This window comes from Frateuria sp. GZRe12, assembly GCF_051900535.1.
GTDB lineage: Bacteria > Pseudomonadota > Gammaproteobacteria > Xanthomonadales > Rhodanobacteraceae > Frateuria_A.
The window spans coordinates 536,682-558,693 of sequence record NZ_JBHZGI010000001.1 but is presented as its reverse complement, the minus strand read 5'-3'; the positions used below and the strand labels follow the sequence as shown (position 1 = coordinate 558,693).

The following is a 22,012-nucleotide window of genomic DNA, read 5'->3' as shown; positions in this document are numbered from 1 at the left end:
CCGGAGTTCCCATGAGCCTCATCCAAGTCCCGGTTTCCTATGGCGAGCTGATCGACAAGATCACCATCCTGGAGATCAAATCGCGCCAGATCAGCGATCCGGCCAAGCTGGCCAACGTGCGCAACGAGCTGGAGCTGCTCAACGCGACCTGGGCCAACGATGCCGCCTCGCAGACCGACATCGGTGATGAGCGCGCGCGGCTGCTCGCGGTCAACGAGGCGCTGTGGGATATCGAGGATCGCATCCGGCTCAAGGAGAAGGCGCAGGCGTTCGACGCCGAGTTCGTCGAGCTGGCGCGTTCGGTGTATTTCCGCAACGATGTGCGCGCGGCGGTCAAGCGCGAGATCAACCTCAAGCTGGGTTCGCAGCTCGTCGAGGAAAAGTCCTACCAGGATTACCGCTCGACGGGCGCGTGAGCTGCCTTTCGACTGCGGCGCTGCGCGCCCACGCTCAAGGGAAAGGCTTCAAAGAGCCGTCAGCGCCGACGTACGCTCCAAATCCGAAATCCCTCGCCCTTCGGGCGAGGGCGCCGCATCAGGCAAGCCCGTGCGACGAGGCGAATGCCTCGAACCGCCCGATCACATCGTCCACGCCGATCAGGCCCATCACGCCGGGACGCTCGATCTTCGTTCCCCAGGCCAGCTCGCTTGCCGGCTTGCCCAGGAAACGGCGCGCCGCCTCGTCATATTTGTCTACGCACCAGCTGCGATCCGAGTAGGGTCCGGAGCGGTTCGGATTGCTCGCCGCATGTAGCCCCAACACCTTGGTGCCGACCGCATTGGCCATGTGCATCGGCCCGGAATCCGGCGTAAGCAGCAACTGCGCTCGACCACACAGGGCGAGCATCCGCTTGAGCGTGTCCTTGCCGGTGAGGTCCAGCGGCAGACGCTTGCAGGCGGCCAGCACCGCATCGGCCATCGTGCGCTCGCCGGGGGACGGGCCACCCACCAACACCACGCGCCAGCCGTGCGCCATCGCGTGGTCGACCACCGCCGCGTAGCGTTCCGGATACCAGTTACGCAAGGCATGGCTGGACGTGGGGCTGACCAGCAGGGTTGGCGTGTCGCTCGGAAGTTGTTGCTCGGCCCAGGCATGCGCCTCTTCGGCCACCGGGATGTCCCAGCGCACCTGCGTCTGTTTGAGTCCCAACGGTTCGCAGAAGCTGCCGATGGCATCGAGCACGTGCTCGCCGGTGCGCGCGGGAATGCGCTCGTTGATCACCAGGCTGTGCAGGTCTTTTGAACGCGCGCGGTCGTAACCGATACGACGCGCCGCCCGTACGCCCAGGCTCAGCAGGTTCGAGCGAGCCGCCACCTGCATCTGCAGCAATGCGTCGAAGCGCCGTCCGCGCAGTGCCCCCCACACGCCGCGCATCCCGGTCCAGCCCGCACCTTTGTCGAACGTAACGAACTCGACCCCCTCGATGTCGCCGACCAGCTTGCGCTCGAGCTTGCCCACCACCCAGGTGAGTGCCGTCTGCGGCCAGGCCCGTTGCAGCGTGCGCACCAGCGGTACCACGTGGGTGACATCGCCGAGCGCCGAAGTGCGCAGCAGGCACAGTGCGGCGGGAGCGGGCAGGGGGCTTGGGCTAGAATCGACCGGCATGAATGTCTCCTTCGACCGCACATGATGATGCAGGAGCAGATCCGCGAGGAAGCCGGCGGCGCGGTGCTGTTCGATGCCTCGCTGGCGAGCGGCGTGGACAACGACTGGTTCGACCCCGGTTTCTGGCGCGCCCGCGGCGCGTTGAAGGCGCAAGGCGGCGGGCGCGGCGGCGTGGCCATGATCGACACGACCGCGGGCACGTGTGTATTGCGCCATTACCACCGCGGCGGCCTGGTCGCCCGCTTCAACCGCGACCGCTATCTCTGGACCGGTGCCGCGCGCACGCGCAGCTTCGCCGAGTTTCGCCTGCTGGCCCAGATTGCCGCGCTGGAGCTGCCGGCGCCGCAGCCGGTAGCCGCACGCTGGTGTCGCCACGGGCTGTTTTACACCGGCGACCTGATCACCCGCCGCATTGAAGGCGCGCACACGCTGGCGCAATGCCTTGCCGACGGGCGGCTGGATGCGGACCTGGCGCGCGAGACCGGCGCCCTGGTCGCGCGCTTCCATCGCGAGGGAATCTGGCACGCCGACCTCAACGCACATAACGTGCTGGTCACCTCCGAGGCGCTCTACCTGATCGACTTCGATCGCGGCGCGCTGCGCAAGCCGGCAGAGGCCTGGCGGCTGGCGAACCTGGCGCGACTGCGCCGCTCGCTGGTCAAGCTCGGTGCCGCGGAGCGGATCCCCGATTTCCAGGCGGCCATCTGGGGGCCGCTGGTCTACGGCTACGAACGGACGATGGGCGCATGAACTGGTCGCTGCGTTTCCTCGGTGTCGGCGCCGCCCATGCGGTGGAACTGGGTTCCTCTGCCGCGGTGCTCGAACAGGGCGGCAAGCCCATGTTGCTGATCGATTGCGGCCCGGACACGCTGGATCGCTACCAGGCGGCGTACGGCGAGTTGCCGCGGGCGATCTACGTCACCCATACCCACCTCGATCATGTCGGCGGCATGGAACGGCTGTTCACCCGGCTGTGGTTCGACGAGACCGTGCGGGGCAAAGTCCGCATTTTCATCCACGCGGCGCTGGTGCCGTGGCTGCAGGCGCGCGTGGCCGACTACCCGGGCGTATTGGCCGAGGGCGGCGTCAATTTCTGGGAGGCGTTCCGCCTGGTGCCCTGCAGCCGCGGCTTCTGGCTGGACGGATGGTGGTTCGATGTTTTCCCCACGCGGCACCATCGACCGAACACGTCCTTCGGCCTGGCCCTGCACGGCAGCTTCGTGTTCACCGGCGATACCCGCCCGGTACCGGAGATGCTGGCGCAGTTTGCGGCGGGCGGCGAACGCGTGCTGCACGACTGCGGGCTGGTCGGCAATCCCTCGCACAGCGGTGTGGACGACCTCGAGCGCGAGTACGACGAAAGATTGCGGCAACAGCTGGTGCTCTACCACTACGGCAGCGCCGCCGACGGCGAGGCGCTCCGGGCGCGTGGCCATGCGATCGCCCAGCGCGGCGGCAGCCTGGTGCTGCCCCCGCCATCGCCGCCCCACCCGGACGCCGGTTGATTCGCGCAGGTTGTGTCGGTCGGGGGAGATCGCTATCCTTCCGCTTCTTTGCCGGCCCCCTGGGCGGCAAGAAGATCCGGAGAGGTGTCCGAGTGGTTGAAGGAGCACGCCTGGAAAGTGTGTATACGGCTTATACCCGTATCGCGGGTTCGAATCCCGCCCTCTCCGCCAGTTTCAAGTAGGGCCTGAAAAGCCCACGTCCATGGTGGCCCCGTCGGTCCCCCCGCGACGATAGTCCGCAAACTCCGCCAGGTCCGGAAGGAAGCAACGGTAGTGGATGATTCGGGTGCCGGGGTGTGGCTGGCGGGGCCGCCGCCATTTCGGGGTTCCGACGCGCTCGGCTGACTTGCCGGCGTCGACTTGGCACAATCGACCTTCGCCCCAAGGTAGTCACGCATGTCCTATCAGGTCCTCGCCCGCAAATGGCGCCCGCGCAAGTTCGTCGAGCTGGTCGGGCAGGAACACGTGGTGCGCGCGCTGACCAACGCGCTGGACACCGGGCGCATGCATCACGCCTACCTCTTCACCGGCACCCGCGGCGTGGGCAAGACCACCATCGCACGCATCTTCGCCAAGTCGCTCAACTGCGAGCGCGGCGAATCGGCCGATCCCTGCGGCGAATGCGCCGTCTGCACGGCGGTGGACGCCGGCCGCTTCGTCGACCTGCTTGAAATCGACGCGGCCAGCAACACGGGCGTGGACGACGTGCGCGAGGTGATCGAGAACGCGCAATACGCACCGGCGCGCGGCCGCTTCAAGGTGTACCTGGTGGACGAGGTGCACATGCTTTCCAAGCCGGCCTTCAATGCGTTGCTGAAGACGCTGGAAGAGCCGCCGCCGCACGTGAAATTCCTGCTGGCGACGACGGACCCGCAGAAGCTGCCGGTGACGGTGCTGTCGCGCTGCCTGAAGTTCAACTTGAAGCGCCTGTTGCCTGAACAGATCTCCGGGCAGATGCGCCACATCCTCGAAGCGGAAAAGATCGCTTACGAGGATGCCGCCATCGGCGAACTGGCGCGCGGCGCCGACGGCTCGCTGCGCGACGGCCTCTCGTTGCTGGACCAGGCGATCGCCTACGGCGGCGGCGCGCTCAAGGCTGAGGACGTGCGCGCGATGCTCGGCAGCGTGGCGCGCGGTCAGGTACTGGGTGTGCTCGATGCGCTGGCCGACGGCGATGGCTCGCGGTTGATGGCCGAGTGCGAGCGCATCGCGTCGTACTCGCCCGACTTCGGCGGCGTACTCGACGACCTGGCTGCCACGCTGCATCGCGTCCAGCTGATGCAGCTGGTGCCGGGCTACCACGCCGAGAGCGATGGCGAGGGTACGGAAAGCCTCGCGGCGCTCTCCGAACGCATGCAGCCGGAAGACGTGCAGCTCTACTACCAGATCGCCACCACCGGTCGACGCGATCTCGCGGTGGCGCCGGACGCGCGCACCGGTTTCGAGATGGCGCTGCTGCGCATGCTGGCGTTCCGCCCGGGCGGAACGGACGAACCTGCGCCGCCCGAACGCATGCCGCGACCGGCGCCCGCGGCGCGACCGCCATCGCCCGCCGGGCGCGCCGAGCCGCCCGTGCGCGATGCCTCGCCAGGCGCTTCGGTGGCATCCGCGCCCGCACCGGTCACGCCTGCAGCTCCCGCCGCGCGTGCGCCGGTGCCGACTGATGCCCGCGGCCTGCCGCGCTGGGACGCACTGATCGAACAGGCTGGCCTGCGTGGCCCGCTCGGCCAGCTGGCGCAGAACGCTGCGTTGCGCGAGCGCGATGGCAACACGCTGGTGCTGGCGCTGCAGCCGGCGCACATGCACCTGGCGGTCGAGCCGATGGTCGGCCAGATGGCCGACCGCATCGGCGACGTGCTTGGCGAGCGCATCAAGCTGCGCTTCGTCGCCGATAGCCAGGGCGCCACCCAGACGCCCGCCGCCCGTGCCGCCTCGGCCCGCGAAAGCGCGCAGAGCGCCGCCGAGCAGGCGATCGAGGACGATCCGCTGGTGCAGTCGCTAAAGCGCGAGTTCGGCGCCCGCGTGGTGCCGCAGTCCATCAAACCCATCGAAAGTTGAGCGGAGCAGAATCATGAGAGGCCAGATCGGTCAGCTGATGCAGCAGGCCCAGCGCATGCAGGAAGACATGAAGCGTGCGCAGGAGGAAATCGCGAAGATGGAAGTCACCGGCAGCTCCGGGGGCGGCCTGGTCACCGTGCTGATGACCGGCGCGCACGAGGTGCGCCGCGTGCAGATTGACCGCAAGCTGTTCGCGGATGATCCGGAGATGGCCGAGGACCTGGTTGCGGCCGCCGTCAACGACGCGGTCAACAAGGTGGCGGAGGCCAGCCGCAACAAGCTCGGCGGCGTGACTGCCGGGATGAACCTGCCGGCTGGCTTCAAGATGCCGTTCTGACCACGACTCTTGTAGGAGCCCACTTGCGGCGGCCATTCGGAACAGTAGCTCCGCCCCGCTTCCTACCGTTGTCGATACCCAACCCATGACAGGCTCGCCCTTACTCGCCAATCTCATCGAAGCCCTGCGCTGCCTGCCCGGCGTGGGTGGCAAGAGCGCGCAGCGGATGGCCTTCCACCTGCTCGAACGCGAGCGCACGCGCGGCCTGAAGCTTGCCGACGCGCTGCGCGAGGCGATGGAACGCATTGGCAACTGCACGCGCTGCCGCAATTTCAGCGAGGAGCCGGTCTGCGCGCTGTGCGCCAGCGCCAGCCGCGACCGCCACGTGCTGTGCGTGGTGGAAACGCCGACCGACCTTGCCGCCATCGAGCAGGCCACCGGTTATCGCGGACAGTACTTCGTGCTGCTCGGCCGCCTGTCGCCGCTGGACGGACTGGGTCCGGAAGAACTCGGCCTGGCGCAGCTGAGCGCGCGCCTGGGTGAGGGCGAGATCGAGGAGATGATCATCGCCACCAACCCCACCGTCGAAGGCGAGGCGACCGCGCACTACCTGGCACAGCTGGCGCACGCCGGCGGCGTAAGGCCGACGCGGCTGGCCCACGGCGTACCGCTGGGCGGCGAACTGGAATACGTCGATCGCGGCACCCTGGCGCACGCCTTCGGCAGCCGCCAGACGCTGGAATGAGCGACCGCACCTGGCCTCCGCGCCGCCCGCGCCGGCCGAGTACTGCGCGCTGCGGCTTGCCGCGGGCCTCAGTCCCATGGACGAGGCGGCCGCCATCGCGGGATTGCCAGCGAGCCGGCTGAGCACGCCGCGCTCGCAGGGTATGCTGCTGCGCCTGTGAATCCACGCGAGGGCTCGGGCATGGGCGACACCATCTTCGGCAAGATCATCCGGCGCGAGATCCCGGCCGACATCGTTTTCGAGAACGACGACGTGGTCGGCTTCCGCGACCTCAATCCGCAGGCGCCGGTGCACGTGCTCTTTATCCCGAAGAAGCCGCTGCCGACGCTCGACGACGCGCAACCGGCTGATGCCGAACTGCTCGGCAAGGTGTTGCTCGCCGCGGCCGATTACGCCAGGCAGGAAGGGCTTGCCGGGCAGGGCTACCGCACGGTGATCAACTGCAACGAACATGGCGGCCAGACCGTGTTCCACCTGCACGTGCACCTGCTGGCCGGTCGCCGGATGGCTTGGCCGCCCGGCTGAGCGGATTCTTGTGGGCGCGTACGCCGCGACTGAACGCGGCGGACCTTCGCAGCCTGTTCGCTCCTGCAGGCACGTCCGCGAAGCGGTTAGCGGAAACAGAAACGCCGGCCCCGGGCCGGCGTTTCCGAGATCGGACCGCGCTTACTTGTGCGCCGGCTTCGGCGCCGGCGCCGGCGGCGGGCGCACGATGATCACCCGCGGGCGGTTCCAGAACGGGTCGCCCCACGGACCCCAGTAGGGACTGCCCCAGCCCGGGCCCCAGAACGGGTCGTAGTAACCCGGCGGGTAGCGCACCGTTACCGGGCGCTTGGGCCACAGGTAGACCACGTCGGCCGCAACGCGGGGGTAGGCATAGTCGTAATCGCCCACCTTCTTCGTCACGGTGCCCTGCAGCGTGCCCGTCACCGTGAGTTCGCGGCCACGGGTGAACACCTCAGGATCGTAGAAGCCTTCGTGGCAGGCAACGAAGCGGCCCTCGGTGGCGCCGCTGGTGTCGCTCTCCGGCCGCGCCTGCTTGTCCAGCGGACGGGACAGCAGATAGAAGCAGGTTTCCTGCGGACCCGGTTCGGTCTTGATGATCTCGCCGCCCCAGCGCACCTTCGCGCCGCCGGCACCACCTTGCTGGGCGCCTGCCGTGCTCACGTCGGAGTAAGTGCCCTGCAGCGGCTGGGGCACCGTTGCACAGGCGGTCAGCAGGCCGAAGGCGGTTGCCAGGGCCAGAGGACGGTAAGGAAAGGACATGGTGGTTCTCCCTGGAACAGCGGCTGACCTGGCAGCCGCATGGATATTCATTTGACCACGCGCCGGGGCCGGAATTCCCGTACCGCCCGCTGGAATTCCCGCAGCAGTTCAGGCACCGGTTCGTCGTGTGCATAGCGCAGTTCAAGGTAGCGGGCCATCAGTCGCTCCAGTTCATCGCGCTGCGCCGGCAGAGCCCGAGCGGCGCGGCGCAGGTAATGCTGCGGCCCTTCACTGCGACGCCGCGTGATGCCGGCGCGCGCAAGCCTGGCCTCCAGCCGGCGTAGCGCCTGACGCACCGGCTCGGGCCGTTCACGCCGCCACAACGCCCAGCCCACGCCGATCAACACGAACAGCGCGGTGCCGATCGCCAGCAGGATGCCCAGCATCGCCGTGCCGGTGTCATGGATGCCGAACGGGGTCAGCAGGCCGCGCTGGCGCAACGCATCGAAACCGATAACGCCCTGGGTCCACCAGTGGTTGACTACATCCCACTGGTTGCGCAGCGACGCCAGCCAGCTGGTTTGCGCCCAGCCGAGCTGGTCGCCCGCCGCGGCCGCTGCGCCCTGGCTGACCCGCTCCGGCCGCACGGCGGCGGTGGGGTCGACACGGGTCCAGCCGCGACCTTCCAGCCACACCTCGCTCCAGGCGTGCGCATCGGACTGGCGTACCAGCAGGTAGTTGCCGAGCGGGCTCCAGTATCCGCCCTGGTAGCCGGTGACTACGCGTGCGGGTATGCCGGCGGCGCGCATCAGCACGGTGAAAGACGATGCGTAGTGCTCGCAGAAGCCCTCGCGCGTGCCGAACAGGAAATCGTCCACCGAGTCACGCCCCAGTGGTGCCGGCGCCAGCGTGTAGCGGAAACCGCCGTTGTGGAACAGCGTCAGCGCGGCACCCACGATGGCTTGGTCGTCACCTCCGTAACGTGCGCGCCACTGCGCGGCCAGAGCGTGCGAGCGCGGGTTGTATCCCTTCGGCAGGCGCAGGGCGAGGTGCCTGGCTCCCGCAGGCAGGGTGGCCTGGAGGCGGTAGTGGAGCGCGGAGCGCGATTCATAATGGAGCGGCACGCGCACAGGTTTGTCGCTAAACACTTCGCGATCCGGGCTGAGCCATGCGTCGGCCGGCGCCTCCAGCGGCACGTCAAGCGCCGGCAGGACGCGGCGGTTCGTGGGTTCCAGGTCGATTTCATAGCGGGTGGCTGCGTTCCCTTCCACGGTTTCCAGCGGTCGGGCCTGACCGTCGGCGCGTCGCAGGTCCGCGTGCTCCCAGGTGCGTCCGTCATAAAGCCACATGACGTATGCGCGGAAGTAGCGCAGTTCGGGCGCCGGAGGCGTTCCGTCGAAGCTGACCCGCATGGCAGGGCGGTCATCGGTCAGCAGCTCGGTGAAATTGCCCGGTGACATCCGATCGCTGAGGCCGGTTCGCGCTTCAGCGTTATTTGCGGCTCCCCACAGCGGCGAGCTCAGTCGCGGCACCAGGGCGAAGGCGAGCAGAGCCAGCGGCACGGCGGCGGCGAGCAGGGCAAGGCCCGGCAGCAAGGCGCGCGGCAGGCTGACCGATGCCTGCGCCGGTTCCAGCGCACGCAGGGTGGCCAGGGCGGGCAACAGGCCCAGCGCCACCACGAAGGTGGCCACCAGTCCCTGGTCGAACAGCAGCGCGGCCATCAGCCCGAAACAAGCGAAGCTCACGCCGACCTTGGCATCGCGCGGCGCCTCGCTTTCCAGCAGCTTGAGCACCAGCAGGCCGACGGCAAGTGCGGAGCCGGGTTCCTGGCCGAAGATCGTGCCGTAGGTGAAGACGACGGCGACCGCCAGCAAGGCCAGCAACGGCAACTTGAGCAGCAGTGGCGGTCGCTTGCCCTGCCGGCGCCGCTGCCACCAGCGCAGCACGAGCACCAGCGACAACCCGGCCACCAGCCACCAGGGCAGGTGTGGCGCGTGTACGCCGAGGACGCAGGCCATGGTCAGGCAAAGCAGGTCGAATGCGTGGCTGTCCAGCGTGGGCTCGTTGGTGCGACGCTTGACGCCGATCATGGCAATGCCGCCAGTGCGCTCATGCAGCGCGCGTAATGGCCTGGGCCGCTCCCCACCTCGATGGGCAACCCCGGCAGCCAAAGGCTGTGACGGCGTCCCCCGGCATGCGCCTCGCCCAGCCAGCGGGCGAGACGGGCGATGCGCGCCTCGTTGTCCATGCCCTCCAGTTCCCGCCAGTCCAGGCGCCATTCGGGACGCGATTCGGGCTGCTCGAAGTCCTTGCTCAGCAATTGGCCCAGTCGTGCGCTGGCCTTCCATGCAATGTGCTTGCGCGGGTCACCGCTGCGGTAGTCGCGCAGGGCGGCCAGGTCCTCGCCGCGGTGCAGCCGCGGGCGCAGCCCTTCGTCGGCGGGCAGCAGCGGCGGTGGGCCGCTGCTTTCGGGGCGCGGCCAGACCAGCACGGACTGTTCCGGGTGCATCCAGCTCCAGGCGCGGAACAACCCCAACGGCCACGTCGTCCACACGCGCACGCGCGGCAGGGGCAGCCAGCCACGCTGACGGGTGGCTAGCGGCAAGGTGACGTCGGCCTTGCCCGAGGCGTCGATGGCGAACGCCTGGCAGGCATCGCCCAGGTCGATCCGGATCGCGCTGCGTGGCCGGGTCGATTCGAATTCGAGCGTCAACGCCAGTGGCTGGCCGGCAATCGCCTGGCCCGCGCGGATGCTGGCCAGTGCAAGCCCGTCGAGCGCGCGGAACGCGATCAGCATGCTGGCTGCGCCGGCCGCGCCCAGCACGCAGGTAAGCAGCAGGGCGGCGTTGTTGGAGTAGTTGAGCGAGCCGACCAGCATCACCAGCAGCAACACGGTAAAGCCGATGCCGAAGCCCGTCGGCACGATATAAATGCGTCGCCGGTTCAGCTCGATCGGCATCGGTTCCGGCCGGCGGAAGCGGGTCAGCGCGGGCAGCCGCCGCTCGGCCAGTTGCTGCAGGCGGCGCAGCGCGTCGCGCATGGTCAGTCGACCGCTGTGTCGGCCAGCAGGGCGCGGGCCAGCGCATCCCCGCTGGCGCCGCGCGAAGGCACCAGCCGGTGCGCGGCCAGCGGTACGAACAGTGCCTGGATGTCCTCCGGCAACACGTGGCCGCGGCCGCTCAGCAGGGCCCAGGCGCGCGCCGCGCCGAGCAGCGCGATGCCGGCGCGGGGCGACAGGCCGACGCGGATGTCGGCGTGGCGGCGGCTGGCCGCAAGCAGCGCCTGGAGATAATCGAGTAAGGCGCTGCTGGCAGTGATGCCCTGCGCCTGGCGGTGCAGGGCGGCCAGGCTCGGCGCGTCCAGCTGCGGCGTGAGCTGGGCGAGCAGGTCACGGCGATCGCTGCCGCAAAGCAGCGCGCGCTCGGCGGCGGCGTCGGGATAGTCGAGCGAGATGCGCAGCATGAAACGGTCCAGCTGCGAATCGGGCAGCGGGAAGGTGCCATGCAGGTCCAGCGGGTTCTGGGTGGCGACGACGAAAAACGGTTGCGCGAGCGTGTGCGTCTGGCCGTCTACCGTCACCTGGCCCTCGGCCATCGCCTCCAGCAGTGCGCTTTGCGTCTTGGGAGTGGCGCGGTTGATCTCGTCGGCGAGCATCAGGCCGGTGAAGATCGGACCCGGATGGAAGCGGAACTGGCCCGTCTCGCGCTCGAACACGCTGACCCCGATAATGTCCGACGGCAACAGGTCGCTGGTGAACTGCACGCGCTGGAAGTCCAGCGTGAAGCTCGCTGCCAGCGCATGCGCCAGCGTGGTCTTGCCCACGCCGGGCACGTCCTCCAGCAGCAGGTGGCCGCCGGCGACCAGGCAGGTAAAGGCGAGCTTTACCTGGCGCGGCTTGCCCAGCAGCACGCGGTTGACCTGGGCCATCGCCGCCTCCAGGCGCGGGTGGAGCGTTTCTTCGGACAGGGGAGTGGTGGCGGACATGGGTTCCTGGCAGTCGGCACGGGCGGAACGCGGGGAGGGCCGGTCGAGTGTAGCGGCCGGTCTCGCGCGCTGGCGAGGCGCGTTCCTCATTGCGTTCGTCGCTTTGCTCGTTCTCAAGTGCATCGTCGCCGCCACGATGTCGCCGTTTGGCGACGAGGCCTTCTACTGGCTGGAAAGCCGGCATCCCGCCTGGGGCTACAGCGACCTGCCGCCGCTGACCGCGTGGCTGATCTGGCTGGGCGAGCGTGTCGCCGGGCATGGGCTGCTCGGCATGCGCTGGCCGTTCCTGGTGCTGGGCAGTGCGCTGCCATGGGTGATGGTGGCGTTCGGGCGGTGGGCCTTCGATGCGCGTATCGGCTGGCAGGCGGGCCTGTTGTGTCTTGCGCTGCCGCTGGCCGGCACGTTCGGGGTAATGGCCATGCCCGACGTGCCGCTGACCCTGGCGATCGCGGCCGCGCTGTATGCGTTGTTGCGCGCGATGGACGAGAACCAGCTGCGCGACTGGGTGCTGCTAGGCATCGCGCTGGCGGTGGCGTGGCTGACCCACTACCGCGCCGCGATGGCGATGCTTGCCGGACTGTTGCTGCTGGTCTTCACGTCCCGCGGCCGTGCGCAGTGGCGCAGGCCGGGCCTGTGGCTAGCGCTTGCCGTGGCGGCGCTGGGACTGGTCCCGTTGATCGTGTCGAACTGGCGCCAGCATGGCGCGGGGCTCGCGTTCCAGCTGGTCGATCGCAACCCGTGGAGTTTCCATGCCGATGCGCTGGTGCAACCGCTGGAACAGGCGATCGCCTGCACGCCCATGCTCTACGTCGCGTTGCTGTGGGCCTTGTGGCGCAGCTGGCGCCGGCGCGGTGAAGGGACGCCGTGGGACCTGCTGGCCTGGACGTCGCTGGGCTTCCTCGTGCCGTACTTCGTGTTCGGGTTGTTCGCCGACGACCTTCGCTTCCGCGCGCACTGGCCGTTGCCCGGCTACCTGCCTTTGCTGGCGGCGCTGCCGGCGTTGTGCCGCGAGGCGGGCCGGGGATGGCGCGTGGTCACGGTGGCCGGTGGTGTGCTTGGCGGCATGGGAACATTGCTTGGACTGGCTTACCTGGCGCTGGCGGCCAGCCCGCAAGGCGTCGACATGCTGGCTGCCAGCAAGGCTTTCCCGACCAACTTCGTGGGCTGGCGCGAAAGCGCGGCGCAGGCGCGCACGCTGCTGGAGCGAAAGGATGCGGTGCTGGTCGCCGACAATTTCATGCTCGCCGCGGAGCTCGAGTTCCAGCTCGGCGACCGTCCGGTGTATTCGCTGGACAGCACGCTCAACGTCAAGCACGGCCGCGCACCACAGTTGGCGGTCTGGGGACGCGACGAGGCTGGACTACGCGCCACCCATGCGGGCGCACCGATGTTGCTGGTGGTGAGCGAGGTGATGCGCGAGCGTGAGAAGCTGGCTCGACTCGGTGCAATCTGCGGAAGCATCCAGTCGCCGGAGTTCGTCACACGGTCGGTGCTGTTCGACGGGCGAAAGAGCTTTGCGTATTACCGCGGTCAGGTGCCGGCGGAGCCATCGCCGCGCATTGCCGATCCGGCGTCCTGCCTGTTCTGGCGCAATGCGCAAGCATCGCCGCGACCGTAGGGCAGGCTTCGGCCACCGGCCGTCACGGGACGAAGCCCATCAGGCGCTCTACGGAATGGCGAGGCCGGCCTCGCGTAGCAACCGCGCCAGCGCGATCAATGGCAGGCCTACCAGCGCCGTCGGGTCGCTGCTGTCGATGCGGTCGAACAGCGAGATCCCCAGGCCCTCGCACTTGAAGCTGCCAGCGCAATCCAGCGGCATCTCGCGCTCGACGTAGCGGGCGATCTCGGCTTCCGTGAGCTGCCGGAACCGCACGCGCGTGGTGTCCAGGTGCGTGAGGCGACGCCCATCGCGGGTGTCGAGCAGGCATAAGCCTGTGTGGAAGCGCACCTCGCGGCCGGCACAATCGGCCAGTTGGGCCCGCGCGCCATCGACGCTGCCGGGCTTGCCCAGGGCGCAACCGTGGAGTTCGGCGATCTGGTCCGAGCCAATCACCAGCGCTCCGTCCAGCCCATGAGCCGCGCCTTCTGCCTTGGCAATCGCCAGCCGCAGGGCGCCTTCGGCAGGGCCTTCGCCGGGGGCCAGCGTTTCGTCCGTTCCGGGCGCCCGCTGTTCGAAGTCCGACGCAAGCCGGCGCAGCAGCTCCGCGCGGTAGCGTGAGGTGGAGCCCAGGACCAGCCGCGTCATACGTCCGATTCGCGGCGGATGTGTTCGCGCATCGCGTCGTCCAGCTCGTGGTGCGCGCGCTCCAGTGCCCGCACCAGCGGGCGCAGCCGGGCGCGGGTCTGGCTCATGTCGGCGGCCGCCTCGTCCAGGCCCTGCTGGCTGGCGTCGGGCGCACAGTCGCGGATCCACAAACGCTGCTGCAGAAGCGAGCGCAGGCCGGCGTCGATCGCCTGCTTGGCTTCCGGCTCGCCGGCGGCCGGCTGGTCGGGGTTGAAGGACATCACCGCATGGGCCTGCTTGAGGCCCTTGCGGCAGGTTTTCAGGTCCGCTTCCAGCTGGTCGGCCAGCTCCAGCAACCGGTGCATGCTGTGGCGCCGCCGTTCCAGCCTGCGCCGCCGACCCACCAGCACGAGCGCACCGGCGCCCACCAGCAGCAGGCACATCGCGGCGAGGCCAAAGGCGAGGGAAGCGGGCACGAGGAGAACCGGTTACGATTGGAAGGGCAGTCTGCCGCAGTCCCGACGGCAGGCAAAGCCCGGGTGGCGCGGTTGACTTGGACCCCCGTCAACCCTAAGATTTCGCGATTATGTCCGTGACACTGCCAGAGTCCGTGGACGCTTGGCGCATGGTCTCGGCGCGGCGTTCGTTCGCCGGAGCGCTTCCCGTGGCCGCCATGTCCCGCCTGTGCGGGATGCTGGCCGGCAACGAAGGGGCGGCCCAGTTCGCACTGGATTTTGGTCGCGACGATTTCGGCACGGCCTACCTCCAGGTGCACGTCGAGGCGCCGCTGACGCTGACCTGTCAGCGTACGCTGGAACCGTTCGTACTGCCCTTGACGGTGGACAGCCGGCTTGGCCTGATCCGCAACGAGCGCGAGGAGGCGGCCCTGCCGCCGGGCTGCGAGCCGCTGCTGGTCGAGGATGACGGCAAGCTGGATCTGGCGGCCGTGATCGAGGACGAATTGCTGTTGGCAGTGCCGCTGGTGCCGGTCAATCCGGACAGCAGCCTGCCACCCGAAGTGACTGGCCCCGGCCCGGAGCAATCCGAGCCGGAGTCCAACGACAACCCGTTCGCGGTTCTGCGCGAACTCAAGAAAACCGATTGAAGCCGGAGATACACCCATGGCCGTTGCCAAGAGCCGCAAGACCCCGTCCACCCGCGGCATGCGTCGTTCGCACGACAAGCTCAAGACCGTGCAGCTGGCGACCGATCCGACCAGCGGCGAGGTGCACCTGCGCCACCACGTCACCAAGGACGGCTACTACCGCGGCAAGAAGGTGATCGACACCGCCGCGGCCGTCGACGCCGAGTAAGCGGCTTCCATCGGACGCGACAGGGCGGCGCGGCGACGCGCCGCTTTGCGTTTCGGCGTCCGCGAACGTAACGTTGCGGTTTCGGCGTGGCTGGACCCGGGTGCGGAAGCCCCGGCTTCGGTCCGTCGCCTCCGCATGAGATGGAAAGTCCATGGCTTCGATCTACGCCCGCATCACCGGCACCGGCAGTGCGCTCCCCGAACGCGTGCTGACAAACTTCGACCTGGAGAAGTTTGTCGAGACCAGCGACGAGTGGATCCAATCCCGCACCGGCATTCGCCAGCGCCACATAGCCGCCGAGGGCGAAACCACAGGTGACCTGGCCTTTCTCGCCGCCGAGCGCGCACTCGCCGCCGCTGGCGTCAAGGCTTCGGAGCTCGACCTGATCGTCTTGGGCACCACCACGCCGGATCTGATCTTCCCGTCGACCGCCTGCCTGGTGCAGCACCGCCTGGGCGCCAACGGGTGCGCCGCATTCGACGTCAATGCGGCTTGCTCCGGTTTTGTCTACGCGCTGGGCGTGGCGGACAAGTTCATACGCAGCGGCCAGACGAAGAAGGCGCTCGTGATCGGCGCCGAAACGCTGACGCGCATGATCGACTGGAAGGAGCGCGAGACCTGCGTGCTGTTCGGCGACGGCGCCGGTGCGGTGGTGCTGGAAGCCAGCGACGAGCCGGGCATCTACGCCACCTGCATGCATGCCGACGGCGGCCACAAGGAGTTGCTTTGGAATCCGGTGGGCGTGTCGGTCGGATTCCGCGACGAGCCCAACCATGGCGTACGCATCAAGATGGCCGGTCGCGAGGTATTCAAGGTCGCGGTCAAGACGCTCGACTCCCTCGTCGAGCAGACCCTGAAGGCCGCCGGCATGGAGGCTTCGCAGCTCGACTGGCTGATCCCGCATCAGGCCAACCTGCGCATCATCGAGGCCACTGCCAAGCGGCTGAACATGTCGATGGACCAGGTGATCGTGACCGTCGACAAGCACGCCAATACCTCCTCGGGTTCGGTGCCGCTGGCGCTGGATTACGCGGTGCGCTCGGGCAAGGTGCAGCGCGGGCAGAACCTGCTGCTGGAAGCCTTCGGCGGCGGCTTCACCTGGGCTTCGGCGCTCCTGCGCTACTGAGTCCGACTGCCCCTCCCGCGATGCCGCCTTCGGGCGGCATCGTCGTTTCCGGCATGGCGGATGGGCTAGGTCCGCGGACGCCACCCGTCGCGCGCAACACCTATACGGCTGCGTACGCGCGCCGCTGCTGGCATCATCGCTTTTTTGCCTTTGATGGATCGACACCGATGACCGATACCTCCGCCTCGCTCGCCTTCGTCTTCCCCGGTCAGGGTTCGCAATCGGTCGGCATGCTGGCTGACTTGGCCGCCGCGCACGCGGAAGTGCGGACGACCTTCGAGGAGGCTTCGCACGGCGCCGGCGTCGACCTGTGGCAGCTCAGCCAGCAAGGTCCGGAGGGTCAACTGAACCGCACCGAGAACACGCAGCCGGCGCTGCTGGCGGCGAGCGTGGCGGTGTGGCGCGTGTGGTCCATGCTCGGTGGCGCGCGGCCTGCGCAGCTGTCCGGCCACAGCCTGGGCGAGTACAGCGCGCTGGTTTGCGCCGGCGCGCTGTCGCTGCACGATGCCGCCGCGCTGGTGGCCGAGCGCGGTCGCCTGATGCAGGCGGCGGTGCCGCCGGGCGTGGGCGCGATGGCGGCGATTCTTGGCGGTGACGACGCGCAGATTGCGCAGGTCTGCGAGGAGGTCGCGCAAGGCCAGGTTGTTTCGCCGGCCAACTACAACTCGCCGGGGCAGCTGGTGATCGCCGGCAACGCGGAGGCGGTCGACCGCGCGCTGGCGAAACTCGCCGAGCTGGGCGTGAAGAAGGCCGTCAAGCTGGCCGTCTCGGTGCCTTCCCACTGCGCGCTGATGCGCGAGGCCGCCGACCGGCTTGGCGAGCGCATGGCGGCGATCGATTGGTCGTTGCCCGCCATCCCCGTTGTGCAGAATGCCGAGGCGCGCAGCCACGGCAGCGTCGAGGAAATCCGCGGCGCGCTGCAACGCCAGCTCTACCTCCCGGTGCGCTGGACCGAATGCGTGCAGGCCCTTGCCGGCAACGGTGCCACCCGCGTGCTCGAGTGCGGGCCGGGCAAGGTGCTCTCGGGCCTCATCAAGCGCATCGACAAGGGCCTGGACGCGCGCGCCATCGGCTCGCCGACCGAACTCGAAGCGGCGCTGGCGTAAACCACCTCTGACGGGACGGGCCCCGCGTCCGTTCCACGATTCCTGCAAAAGGGCATGACGATGAGCAAGATCCTGGAAGGAGAAATCGCGTTGGTCACCGGCGCCAGCCGAGGCATCGGCGCGGCGATCGCCGATGAGTTGGCGGCCATGGGCGCCACCGTGATCGGTACCGCCACCAGCGAGAACGGCGCCAAGGCCATCGGCGAGCGCCTGGCGGCTAACGGTGGACATGGCCGCGTGCTGGACGTGACCGATGGCGGCGCGGTCGAGGCACTGATCGATGCGATCGGCAAGGACTTCGGCGCCGTCTCGATACTTGTCAACAACGCCGGTATCACGCGCGACCAGCTGCTGATGCGCATGAAGGACGAGGACTGGCAGGCGATCATGGACACCAACCTGACCTCGGTCTATCGCACCTCCAAGGCCGTGATGCGGGGCATGATGAAGGCGCGCAAGGGCCGCATCATCTCGATCGCCTCGGTGATCGGCCTGACCGGCAATCCGGGCCAGGCCAACTACGCCGCGGCCAAGGCCGGCATCATCGCCTTCTCCAAATCGCTGGCGCGCGAGATCGGTTCGCGCGGCATCACCGTCAACGTGGTCGCGCCCGGTTTCATCGATACCGACATGACCCGCGCGCTGCCGGAAGAATCGAAGCAGGCGCTGCTGGGCCAGATCGCGCTGGGCCGCCTGGGCGAGGCGGGCGATATCGCCAAGGCCGTCGGTTTCCTCGCTTCGCCGGCTGCCGCCTACATCACCGGCGAAACGCTGCACGTCAATGGCGGCATGTACATGCCCTGACGTATGGCGCGGTTGTCGCCAAGAAACCGTTTTTAGGCGACAATTGACCTTTCGCGCCGGTCGGAAAGCCTGCGCGTTTGAACCTGTCGGCGGAGCAATGGCGGCCTGGTCGCTTAGCCACTACAATTCGCCGTCCTTTGCCGGACCCGTGCCGGCCCGACAAAAAAGCACACCCCTTGGGAGGTTTGGCAACATGAGCACCATCGAAGAGCGCGTCAAGAAGATCGTCATCGAGCAGCTGGGCGTGAAGGAAGACGAAGTCACGGCGAACGCTTCGTTCGTGGACGACCTGGGCGCCGATTCGCTGGACACGGTGGAGCTGGTGATGGCTCTCGAGGAAGAGTTCGAGACCGAGATCCCGGACGAAGAGGCCGAGAAGATCACCACCGTTCAGCAGGCCGTGGACTACATCAAGGCCCACACCAAGGACTGATCGGTTTCGTGGCCGGTGTCTGCGCCCATGGCGGCGCGGGTTCCGTTCACGTGGCGATACTGAAAGCTGCGCCACCTTGGCGCAGTTTTCGTTTCTGCGTTTTGAAACGTCCGATACCGTATGGTGGCTGGACGTGAGGCCGTTGCGCGGCAGCGAGCCCAGAGAACACGTAAGGATTAAAATCCATGAGCAAACGACGCGTCGTAGTGACCGGCATGGGCATCATCTCGCCGGTCGGCAATGACATCGCCACCGCCTGGGACAACATCCTCAAGGGCAACAGCGGCATCGGACAGGTGACCCACTTCGACGCCACCGGCTATGCCACGCGCATTGCCGGGCAGGTACGCGACTTCGACCCGGCACAGTGGATGCCGCCGAAGGACGTCAAGAAGATGGACCCGTTCATCCACTACGGCATCGCTGCCGGCACGCAGGCGCTGCGCGATTCCGGGCTTGAGATCACCGAGGCGAACGCGCCGCGCATCGGCGTGGCCGTCGGCGCCGGCATCGGCGGCCTCAATACCATCGAGGACACCTCGATCGAGCTGCACGAAAAGGGTCCGCGTCGCGTGTCGCCGTTCTTCGTGCCCAGCTCGATCATCAACATGGTCTCGGGCCACCTGTCGATCATGTTCGGACTGAAGGGCCCGAACATCGCCTGTGTCACCGCCTGCACCACGGCCACGCACAACATTGGCCTGGCCATGCGCATGATCCAGTACGGCGACGCGGACGTGATGATCGCCGGCGGTGCCGAATTCGCCACCACCGGCACCGCGATGGCAGGCTTCTGCTCGGCCAAGGCCATGTCCACCCGCAACGACGAGCCGACCAAGGCCAGTCGCCCGTGGGACAAGGACCGCGACGGTTTCGTGCTGTCCGACGGCGCAGGCGTGCTGATGCTGGAAGAGTACGAGCACGCCAAGGCACGTGGCGCGAAGATCTACGCCGAGCTGGTCGGCTTCGGCATGAGCGGCGACGCGTATCACATCACCGCGCCCAGCGAGGGTGGCGAGGGTGCTGCGCGTTGCATGCAGGCGGCGCTGGACGACGCCGGCGTCAAGCCGACCGAAGTGCAATACATCAATGCGCATGGCACCTCCACGCCGTTGGGCGACCTCGGCGAGGTGATGGCGGCCAAGAAGGTGTTCGGAGAGCACGCCTACAAGCTGGCGATGAGCTCGACCAAGTCGACCACGGGCCACCTGCTGGGCGCTGCGGGCGGCGTCGAAGCGATCTTCACCATCCTGGCGCTGCGCGATCAGGTGCTGCCTCCGACGATCAACCTGGACGAGCCGGGCGAGGGCTGCGACCTGGACTTCGTGCCGCACACGGCGCGCAAGGCCGACGTGGACGTGGCGATTTCCAACTCCTTCGGCTTCGGCGGGACCAACGGCACGCTCGTCTTCCGCCGCCACTGAGCGGAAGCGTGGACGGCCATCTGAGGGTCCTTGACGGCCGGCGCGACCTGCTCGCGCCGGCCGCTGCTTTTGCGGACCGCTATCCGTGCCTTCTTGAAAGCGTGGTGCGCGGTAGCGCACAGGCGCGCTACGACATCCTGTTCGCGTTTCCGCGCGAGAAGCTTGCCCTCCACCCGGACGGCCACCTTTGCACGAGTCCACTTGGGGGCGATGAGCCGGAGGCATCGCACACCAGCGGGCTCCCGCCGGAGCGCCGATTCCTCGACGCGCTCGACGCCGCCTGGCAGGCCGAGCGCGTACCGCGGCAGAACGACGGGTTGCCGTTCCACGGGGGCTGGGTACTGATGCTGGCTTACGAACTGGCCGGCGAAATCGAGCCGCGCCTCCGCCTGCCATCCGGCGATGATCTGCCCGTGGCGTTGGCGTTGCGCTGCCCGGCGGCGATCATCGTCGACCACGCCCGCGACCGCACGCTGCTGGTGGCCGAGGCAGGACACGCCGACCTGCTCGATGCGATGGAGGCCGACCTCACCGTCCCCCTCGCGTTGCCCGCGCTGGTTCCGCCGATCGCCATCGAAGAGGATCCGCCCGGGCGTTTCCTGGATGGCGTCGCCCGCGTCCACGAACACCTGCACGCCGGCGACATTTTCCAGGCCAATCTCTCGCGCGCCTGGCGCGCGCGCTATGCGATGCCGCCGTCGCCGGCGGCCTTGTACGGGGCGTTGCGGGCGGCCAATCCGGCGCCGTTCGCGGGTCTGTTGCAACAGCCTGGCTGGGCCGTGGCCAGCTCCTCGCCAGAGCGGCTGGTCGAGGTGCGCGACGGCGTGGCGCAGACGCGTCCCATCGCGGGCACCCGTCCGCGCGTGGCCGGCGACGATGACGCGGCGCGCATCCGCGAACTCGCCACGCATCCGAAGGAGCGCGCCGAACACGTCATGTTGATTGACCTGGAGCGCAACGATCTCGGCCGTGTCTGCGTGCCGGGCACGGTCGTGGTCGACGAGCTTATGGTGGTGGAGAGCTACGCCCACGTGCACCACATCGTTTCCAACGTGCGCGGGCGACTGCGCGAAGGGGTCACGCCAGGGCAGGTGATCGCCGCGACCTTTCCGGGCGGCACCATCACCGGCTGCCCCAAGGTGCGCTGCATGGAGATCGTCGCCGCGATCGAGGACGAGCCGCGCGGCGCCTACACCGGTGCGCTGGGTTACCTCGACCTGAGCGGTGAGCTCGACCTCAACATCCTGATACGCACGTTCACCCAGACCGGTTCCGACGTCACGCTGCGCGCCGGCGCCGGCATCGTGGCCGACTCGATCGCCGAGCACGAGCTGGACGAAACCCGCGCCAAGGCCCGGGGCCTGCTGCGCGCGCTGGGAGTGCCCGGTTGATTGCGCGCGTACTGGTCGATGGCCAGGCAGGCGACCGGATTTCGGTCATGGACCGTGGACTCGGTTATGGCGACGGCCTGTTCGAGACCATCCGCTTCCTCGGCGCCGATGCGCCACTGTGGTCGCGCCACATGCACCGCCTGGAGAATGGTTGCCGCCGGTTGGGGTTGCCGATGCCCGGTGCGGGCGCGCTGCTTGCCGAGGCGCGCGCCGTGTCGCGGGAGCTGGCGCAATCGGTCGTGCGCATTACCCTGACGCGGGGAATCGGAGCACGCGGCTACAAACCGCCCACGAAGCCACAGCCTACCCGCATCGTTGCCGCCTTCGATGTTCCACCGTGCGACGAGCCCGCGCAGGCCGAGGGCATCCGCGTGCGTCTGTGCACCCTGCGCCTGGGAGTGCAGCCGGCGCTTGCCGGCCTCAAGCATCTCAATCGCCTGGAACAGGTGCTGGCCCGTGCCGAGTGGGATGACCCGACCATCGCCGAAGGTTTGTTGTGCGACGCTGACGGATTGGCGATTTCGGCCACCGCGGCCAATCTTTTTGCGGTCTTCGCCGGCGTGGCTGCCACGCCGGCGGTCGATCGTTGCGGCGTCGCCGGCGTGGCCAGGGCACAAGTGCTGGCCGCCTGGCCGCACGTGCAGGTGCGCCCGATCCCGCTTGACGAACTTCGTGGCGCCGACGAGCTCTTTTTATCCTCGAGCGTGCGCGGCATCCTGCCGGTTCGCGAACTGGACGGCCGCGCTCTTGCCGTTGGCCCGGTCACACGCGCGCTGCAGTCGCATTGGCGCGAACTGGGTTTTTAGGATGC

The 22,012-nt window shown here is 68.3% G+C and carries 24 protein-coding genes, 1 tRNA gene and 1 other RNA gene; 19 read left to right on the top strand and 7 right to left on the bottom strand.

Annotation, left to right across the window (positions count from 1 at the left end):
- Positions 1-11 precede the first annotated feature (11 nt).
- Positions 12-416, top strand: a complete 405-nt coding sequence (locus ACFWZ4_RS02570) for a DUF6165 family protein (RefSeq protein ID WP_439703168.1) — start codon at positions 12-14, stop codon at positions 414-416.
- Between the two features lie 118 nt (positions 417-534).
- On the opposite strand, the gene ACFWZ4_RS02565 is transcribed toward ACFWZ4_RS02570, so the two are convergent.
- On the bottom strand, positions 535-1,605 hold the full coding sequence (locus ACFWZ4_RS02565; protein WP_439703167.1) for a glycosyltransferase family 9 protein: 1,071 nt from the start codon (positions 1,603-1,605) through the stop codon (positions 535-537).
- Positions 1,606-1,626: 21 nt separating this feature from the next.
- Here ACFWZ4_RS02565 and ACFWZ4_RS02560 point away from each other — a divergent pair, with 21 nt between their 5' ends.
- From ACFWZ4_RS02560 to ACFWZ4_RS02525, 8 genes are all read left to right on the top strand, one after another.
- Positions 1,627-2,355 (top strand): 3-deoxy-D-manno-octulosonic acid kinase, encoded by a 729-nt coding sequence (locus ACFWZ4_RS02560; protein WP_439703166.1) that lies wholly within the window; start codon positions 1,627-1,629, stop codon positions 2,353-2,355.
- Positions 2,352-3,110, top strand: a complete 759-nt coding sequence (locus ACFWZ4_RS02555) for an MBL fold metallo-hydrolase (RefSeq protein WP_439703165.1) — start codon at positions 2,352-2,354, stop codon at positions 3,108-3,110. The genes ACFWZ4_RS02560 and ACFWZ4_RS02555 overlap by 4 nt, the downstream gene beginning before the upstream one ends.
- A 78-nt stretch (positions 3,111-3,188) precedes the next feature.
- Positions 3,189-3,281, top strand: a tRNA-Ser gene (locus tag ACFWZ4_RS02550).
- 41 nt (positions 3,282-3,322) lie between these two features.
- An RNA gene (gene ffs / locus ACFWZ4_RS02545) (signal recognition particle sRNA small type) lies at positions 3,323-3,419 on the top strand.
- Between the two features lie 87 nt (positions 3,420-3,506).
- Positions 3,507-5,168, top strand: coding sequence for a DNA polymerase III subunit gamma/tau (gene dnaX, locus ACFWZ4_RS02540; protein WP_439703164.1), 1,662 nt, complete (start codon positions 3,507-3,509; stop codon positions 5,166-5,168).
- Positions 5,169-5,181: 13 nt separating this feature from the next.
- Positions 5,182-5,505 carry a YbaB/EbfC family nucleoid-associated protein gene (locus ACFWZ4_RS02535; protein ID WP_439666430.1) on the top strand — a complete coding sequence of 108 codons (324 nt, stop codon included), beginning with the start codon at positions 5,182-5,184 and terminating at the stop codon, positions 5,503-5,505.
- An 85-nt stretch (positions 5,506-5,590) separates the two neighbouring features.
- Positions 5,591-6,190 carry a recombination mediator RecR gene (recR, locus tag ACFWZ4_RS02530; RefSeq protein WP_439703163.1) on the top strand — a complete coding sequence of 200 codons (600 nt, stop codon included), beginning with the start codon at positions 5,591-5,593 and terminating at the stop codon, positions 6,188-6,190.
- 180 nt (positions 6,191-6,370) lie between these two features.
- The gene (locus ACFWZ4_RS02525; RefSeq protein ID WP_439703162.1) at positions 6,371-6,715 is read left to right on the top strand and encodes a histidine triad nucleotide-binding protein; all 345 of its coding nucleotides are present in this window, start codon (positions 6,371-6,373) and stop codon (positions 6,713-6,715) included.
- 141 nt (positions 6,716-6,856) lie between these two features.
- Here ACFWZ4_RS02525 and ACFWZ4_RS02520 read toward each other — a convergent pair whose 3' ends face one another.
- Genes ACFWZ4_RS02520 through ACFWZ4_RS02505 form a run of 4 tightly spaced genes read right to left on the bottom strand, consistent with a single transcriptional unit; the run spans position 6,857 to position 11,380 of the window.
- Positions 6,857-7,456 (bottom strand): Slp family lipoprotein, encoded by a 600-nt coding sequence (locus ACFWZ4_RS02520; protein WP_439703161.1) that lies wholly within the window; start codon positions 7,454-7,456, stop codon positions 6,857-6,859.
- 47 nt (positions 7,457-7,503) lie between these two features.
- Positions 7,504-9,486, bottom strand: coding sequence for a transglutaminase TgpA family protein (locus ACFWZ4_RS02515; protein WP_439703160.1), 1,983 nt, complete (start codon positions 9,484-9,486; stop codon positions 7,504-7,506).
- The gene (locus ACFWZ4_RS02510; RefSeq protein WP_439703159.1) at positions 9,483-10,436 is read right to left on the bottom strand and encodes a DUF58 domain-containing protein; all 954 of its coding nucleotides are present in this window, start codon (positions 10,434-10,436) and stop codon (positions 9,483-9,485) included. Before ACFWZ4_RS02510 ends, ACFWZ4_RS02515 begins: the two co-directional genes overlap by 4 nt.
- 2 nt (positions 10,437-10,438) lie before the next feature.
- Positions 10,439-11,380 (bottom strand): AAA family ATPase, encoded by a 942-nt coding sequence (locus ACFWZ4_RS02505; protein WP_439703158.1) that lies wholly within the window; start codon positions 11,378-11,380, stop codon positions 10,439-10,441.
- Between the two features lie 103 nt (positions 11,381-11,483).
- Here ACFWZ4_RS02505 and ACFWZ4_RS02500 point away from each other — a divergent pair, with 103 nt between their 5' ends.
- Positions 11,484-12,998 carry an ArnT family glycosyltransferase gene (locus tag ACFWZ4_RS02500; RefSeq protein WP_439703157.1) on the top strand — a complete coding sequence of 505 codons (1,515 nt, stop codon included), beginning with the start codon at positions 11,484-11,486 and terminating at the stop codon, positions 12,996-12,998.
- A 48-nt stretch (positions 12,999-13,046) separates the two neighbouring features.
- Here ACFWZ4_RS02500 and ACFWZ4_RS02495 read toward each other — a convergent pair whose 3' ends face one another.
- On the bottom strand, positions 13,047-13,625 hold the full coding sequence (locus tag ACFWZ4_RS02495) for a Maf family protein (protein ID WP_439703156.1): 579 nt from the start codon (positions 13,623-13,625) through the stop codon (positions 13,047-13,049).
- Complete coding sequence (locus tag ACFWZ4_RS02490; RefSeq protein WP_439703155.1) at positions 13,622-14,080, bottom strand: hypothetical protein; 459 nt, start codon at positions 14,078-14,080, stop codon at positions 13,622-13,624. The genes ACFWZ4_RS02495 and ACFWZ4_RS02490 overlap by 4 nt, the downstream gene beginning before the upstream one ends.
- A gap of 110 nt (positions 14,081-14,190) precedes the next feature.
- Between ACFWZ4_RS02490 and ACFWZ4_RS02485 the strand changes: the two genes are divergently transcribed.
- The 9 genes from ACFWZ4_RS02485 (at position 14,191) to pabC (ending at position 22,007) form a co-directional block, all read left to right on the top strand.
- Positions 14,191-14,709: a YceD family protein gene (locus tag ACFWZ4_RS02485; RefSeq protein ID WP_439703154.1), complete on the top strand. Its 519-nt coding sequence runs from the start codon at positions 14,191-14,193 to the stop codon at positions 14,707-14,709.
- A 16-nt stretch (positions 14,710-14,725) separates the two neighbouring features.
- Positions 14,726-14,917, top strand: coding sequence for a 50S ribosomal protein L32 (gene rpmF, locus ACFWZ4_RS02480; protein WP_091336642.1), 192 nt, complete (start codon positions 14,726-14,728; stop codon positions 14,915-14,917).
- Between the two features lie 151 nt (positions 14,918-15,068).
- Positions 15,069-16,043: a beta-ketoacyl-ACP synthase III gene (locus tag ACFWZ4_RS02475; protein WP_439703153.1), complete on the top strand. Its 975-nt coding sequence runs from the start codon at positions 15,069-15,071 to the stop codon at positions 16,041-16,043.
- 167 nt (positions 16,044-16,210) lie between these two features.
- Positions 16,211-17,149, top strand: coding sequence for an ACP S-malonyltransferase (gene fabD, locus ACFWZ4_RS02470; protein ID WP_439703152.1), 939 nt, complete (start codon positions 16,211-16,213; stop codon positions 17,147-17,149).
- A 60-nt stretch (positions 17,150-17,209) separates the two neighbouring features.
- Positions 17,210-17,953, top strand: coding sequence for a 3-oxoacyl-ACP reductase FabG (gene fabG / locus ACFWZ4_RS02465; RefSeq protein ID WP_439703151.1), 744 nt, complete (start codon positions 17,210-17,212; stop codon positions 17,951-17,953).
- A gap of 193 nt (positions 17,954-18,146) precedes the next feature.
- Entirely contained in the window at positions 18,147-18,386 is a 240-nt protein-coding gene (gene acpP, locus ACFWZ4_RS02460; RefSeq protein WP_091336635.1) for an acyl carrier protein, read from the top strand.
- Positions 18,387-18,571: 185 nt separating this feature from the next.
- The gene (gene fabF / locus ACFWZ4_RS02455) at positions 18,572-19,810 is read left to right on the top strand and encodes a beta-ketoacyl-ACP synthase II (protein ID WP_439703150.1); all 1,239 of its coding nucleotides are present in this window, start codon (positions 18,572-18,574) and stop codon (positions 19,808-19,810) included.
- 8 nt (positions 19,811-19,818) lie between these two features.
- A complete protein-coding gene (locus ACFWZ4_RS02450; RefSeq protein WP_439703149.1) occupies positions 19,819-21,201 on the top strand; it encodes an aminodeoxychorismate synthase component I in 1,383 nt (460 codons plus the stop codon).
- Positions 21,198-22,007 carry an aminodeoxychorismate lyase gene (pabC, locus tag ACFWZ4_RS02445; protein WP_439703148.1) on the top strand — a complete coding sequence of 270 codons (810 nt, stop codon included), beginning with the start codon at positions 21,198-21,200 and terminating at the stop codon, positions 22,005-22,007. The genes ACFWZ4_RS02450 and pabC overlap by 4 nt, the downstream gene beginning before the upstream one ends.
- The last annotated feature ends 5 nt before the right edge of the window (positions 22,008-22,012 follow it).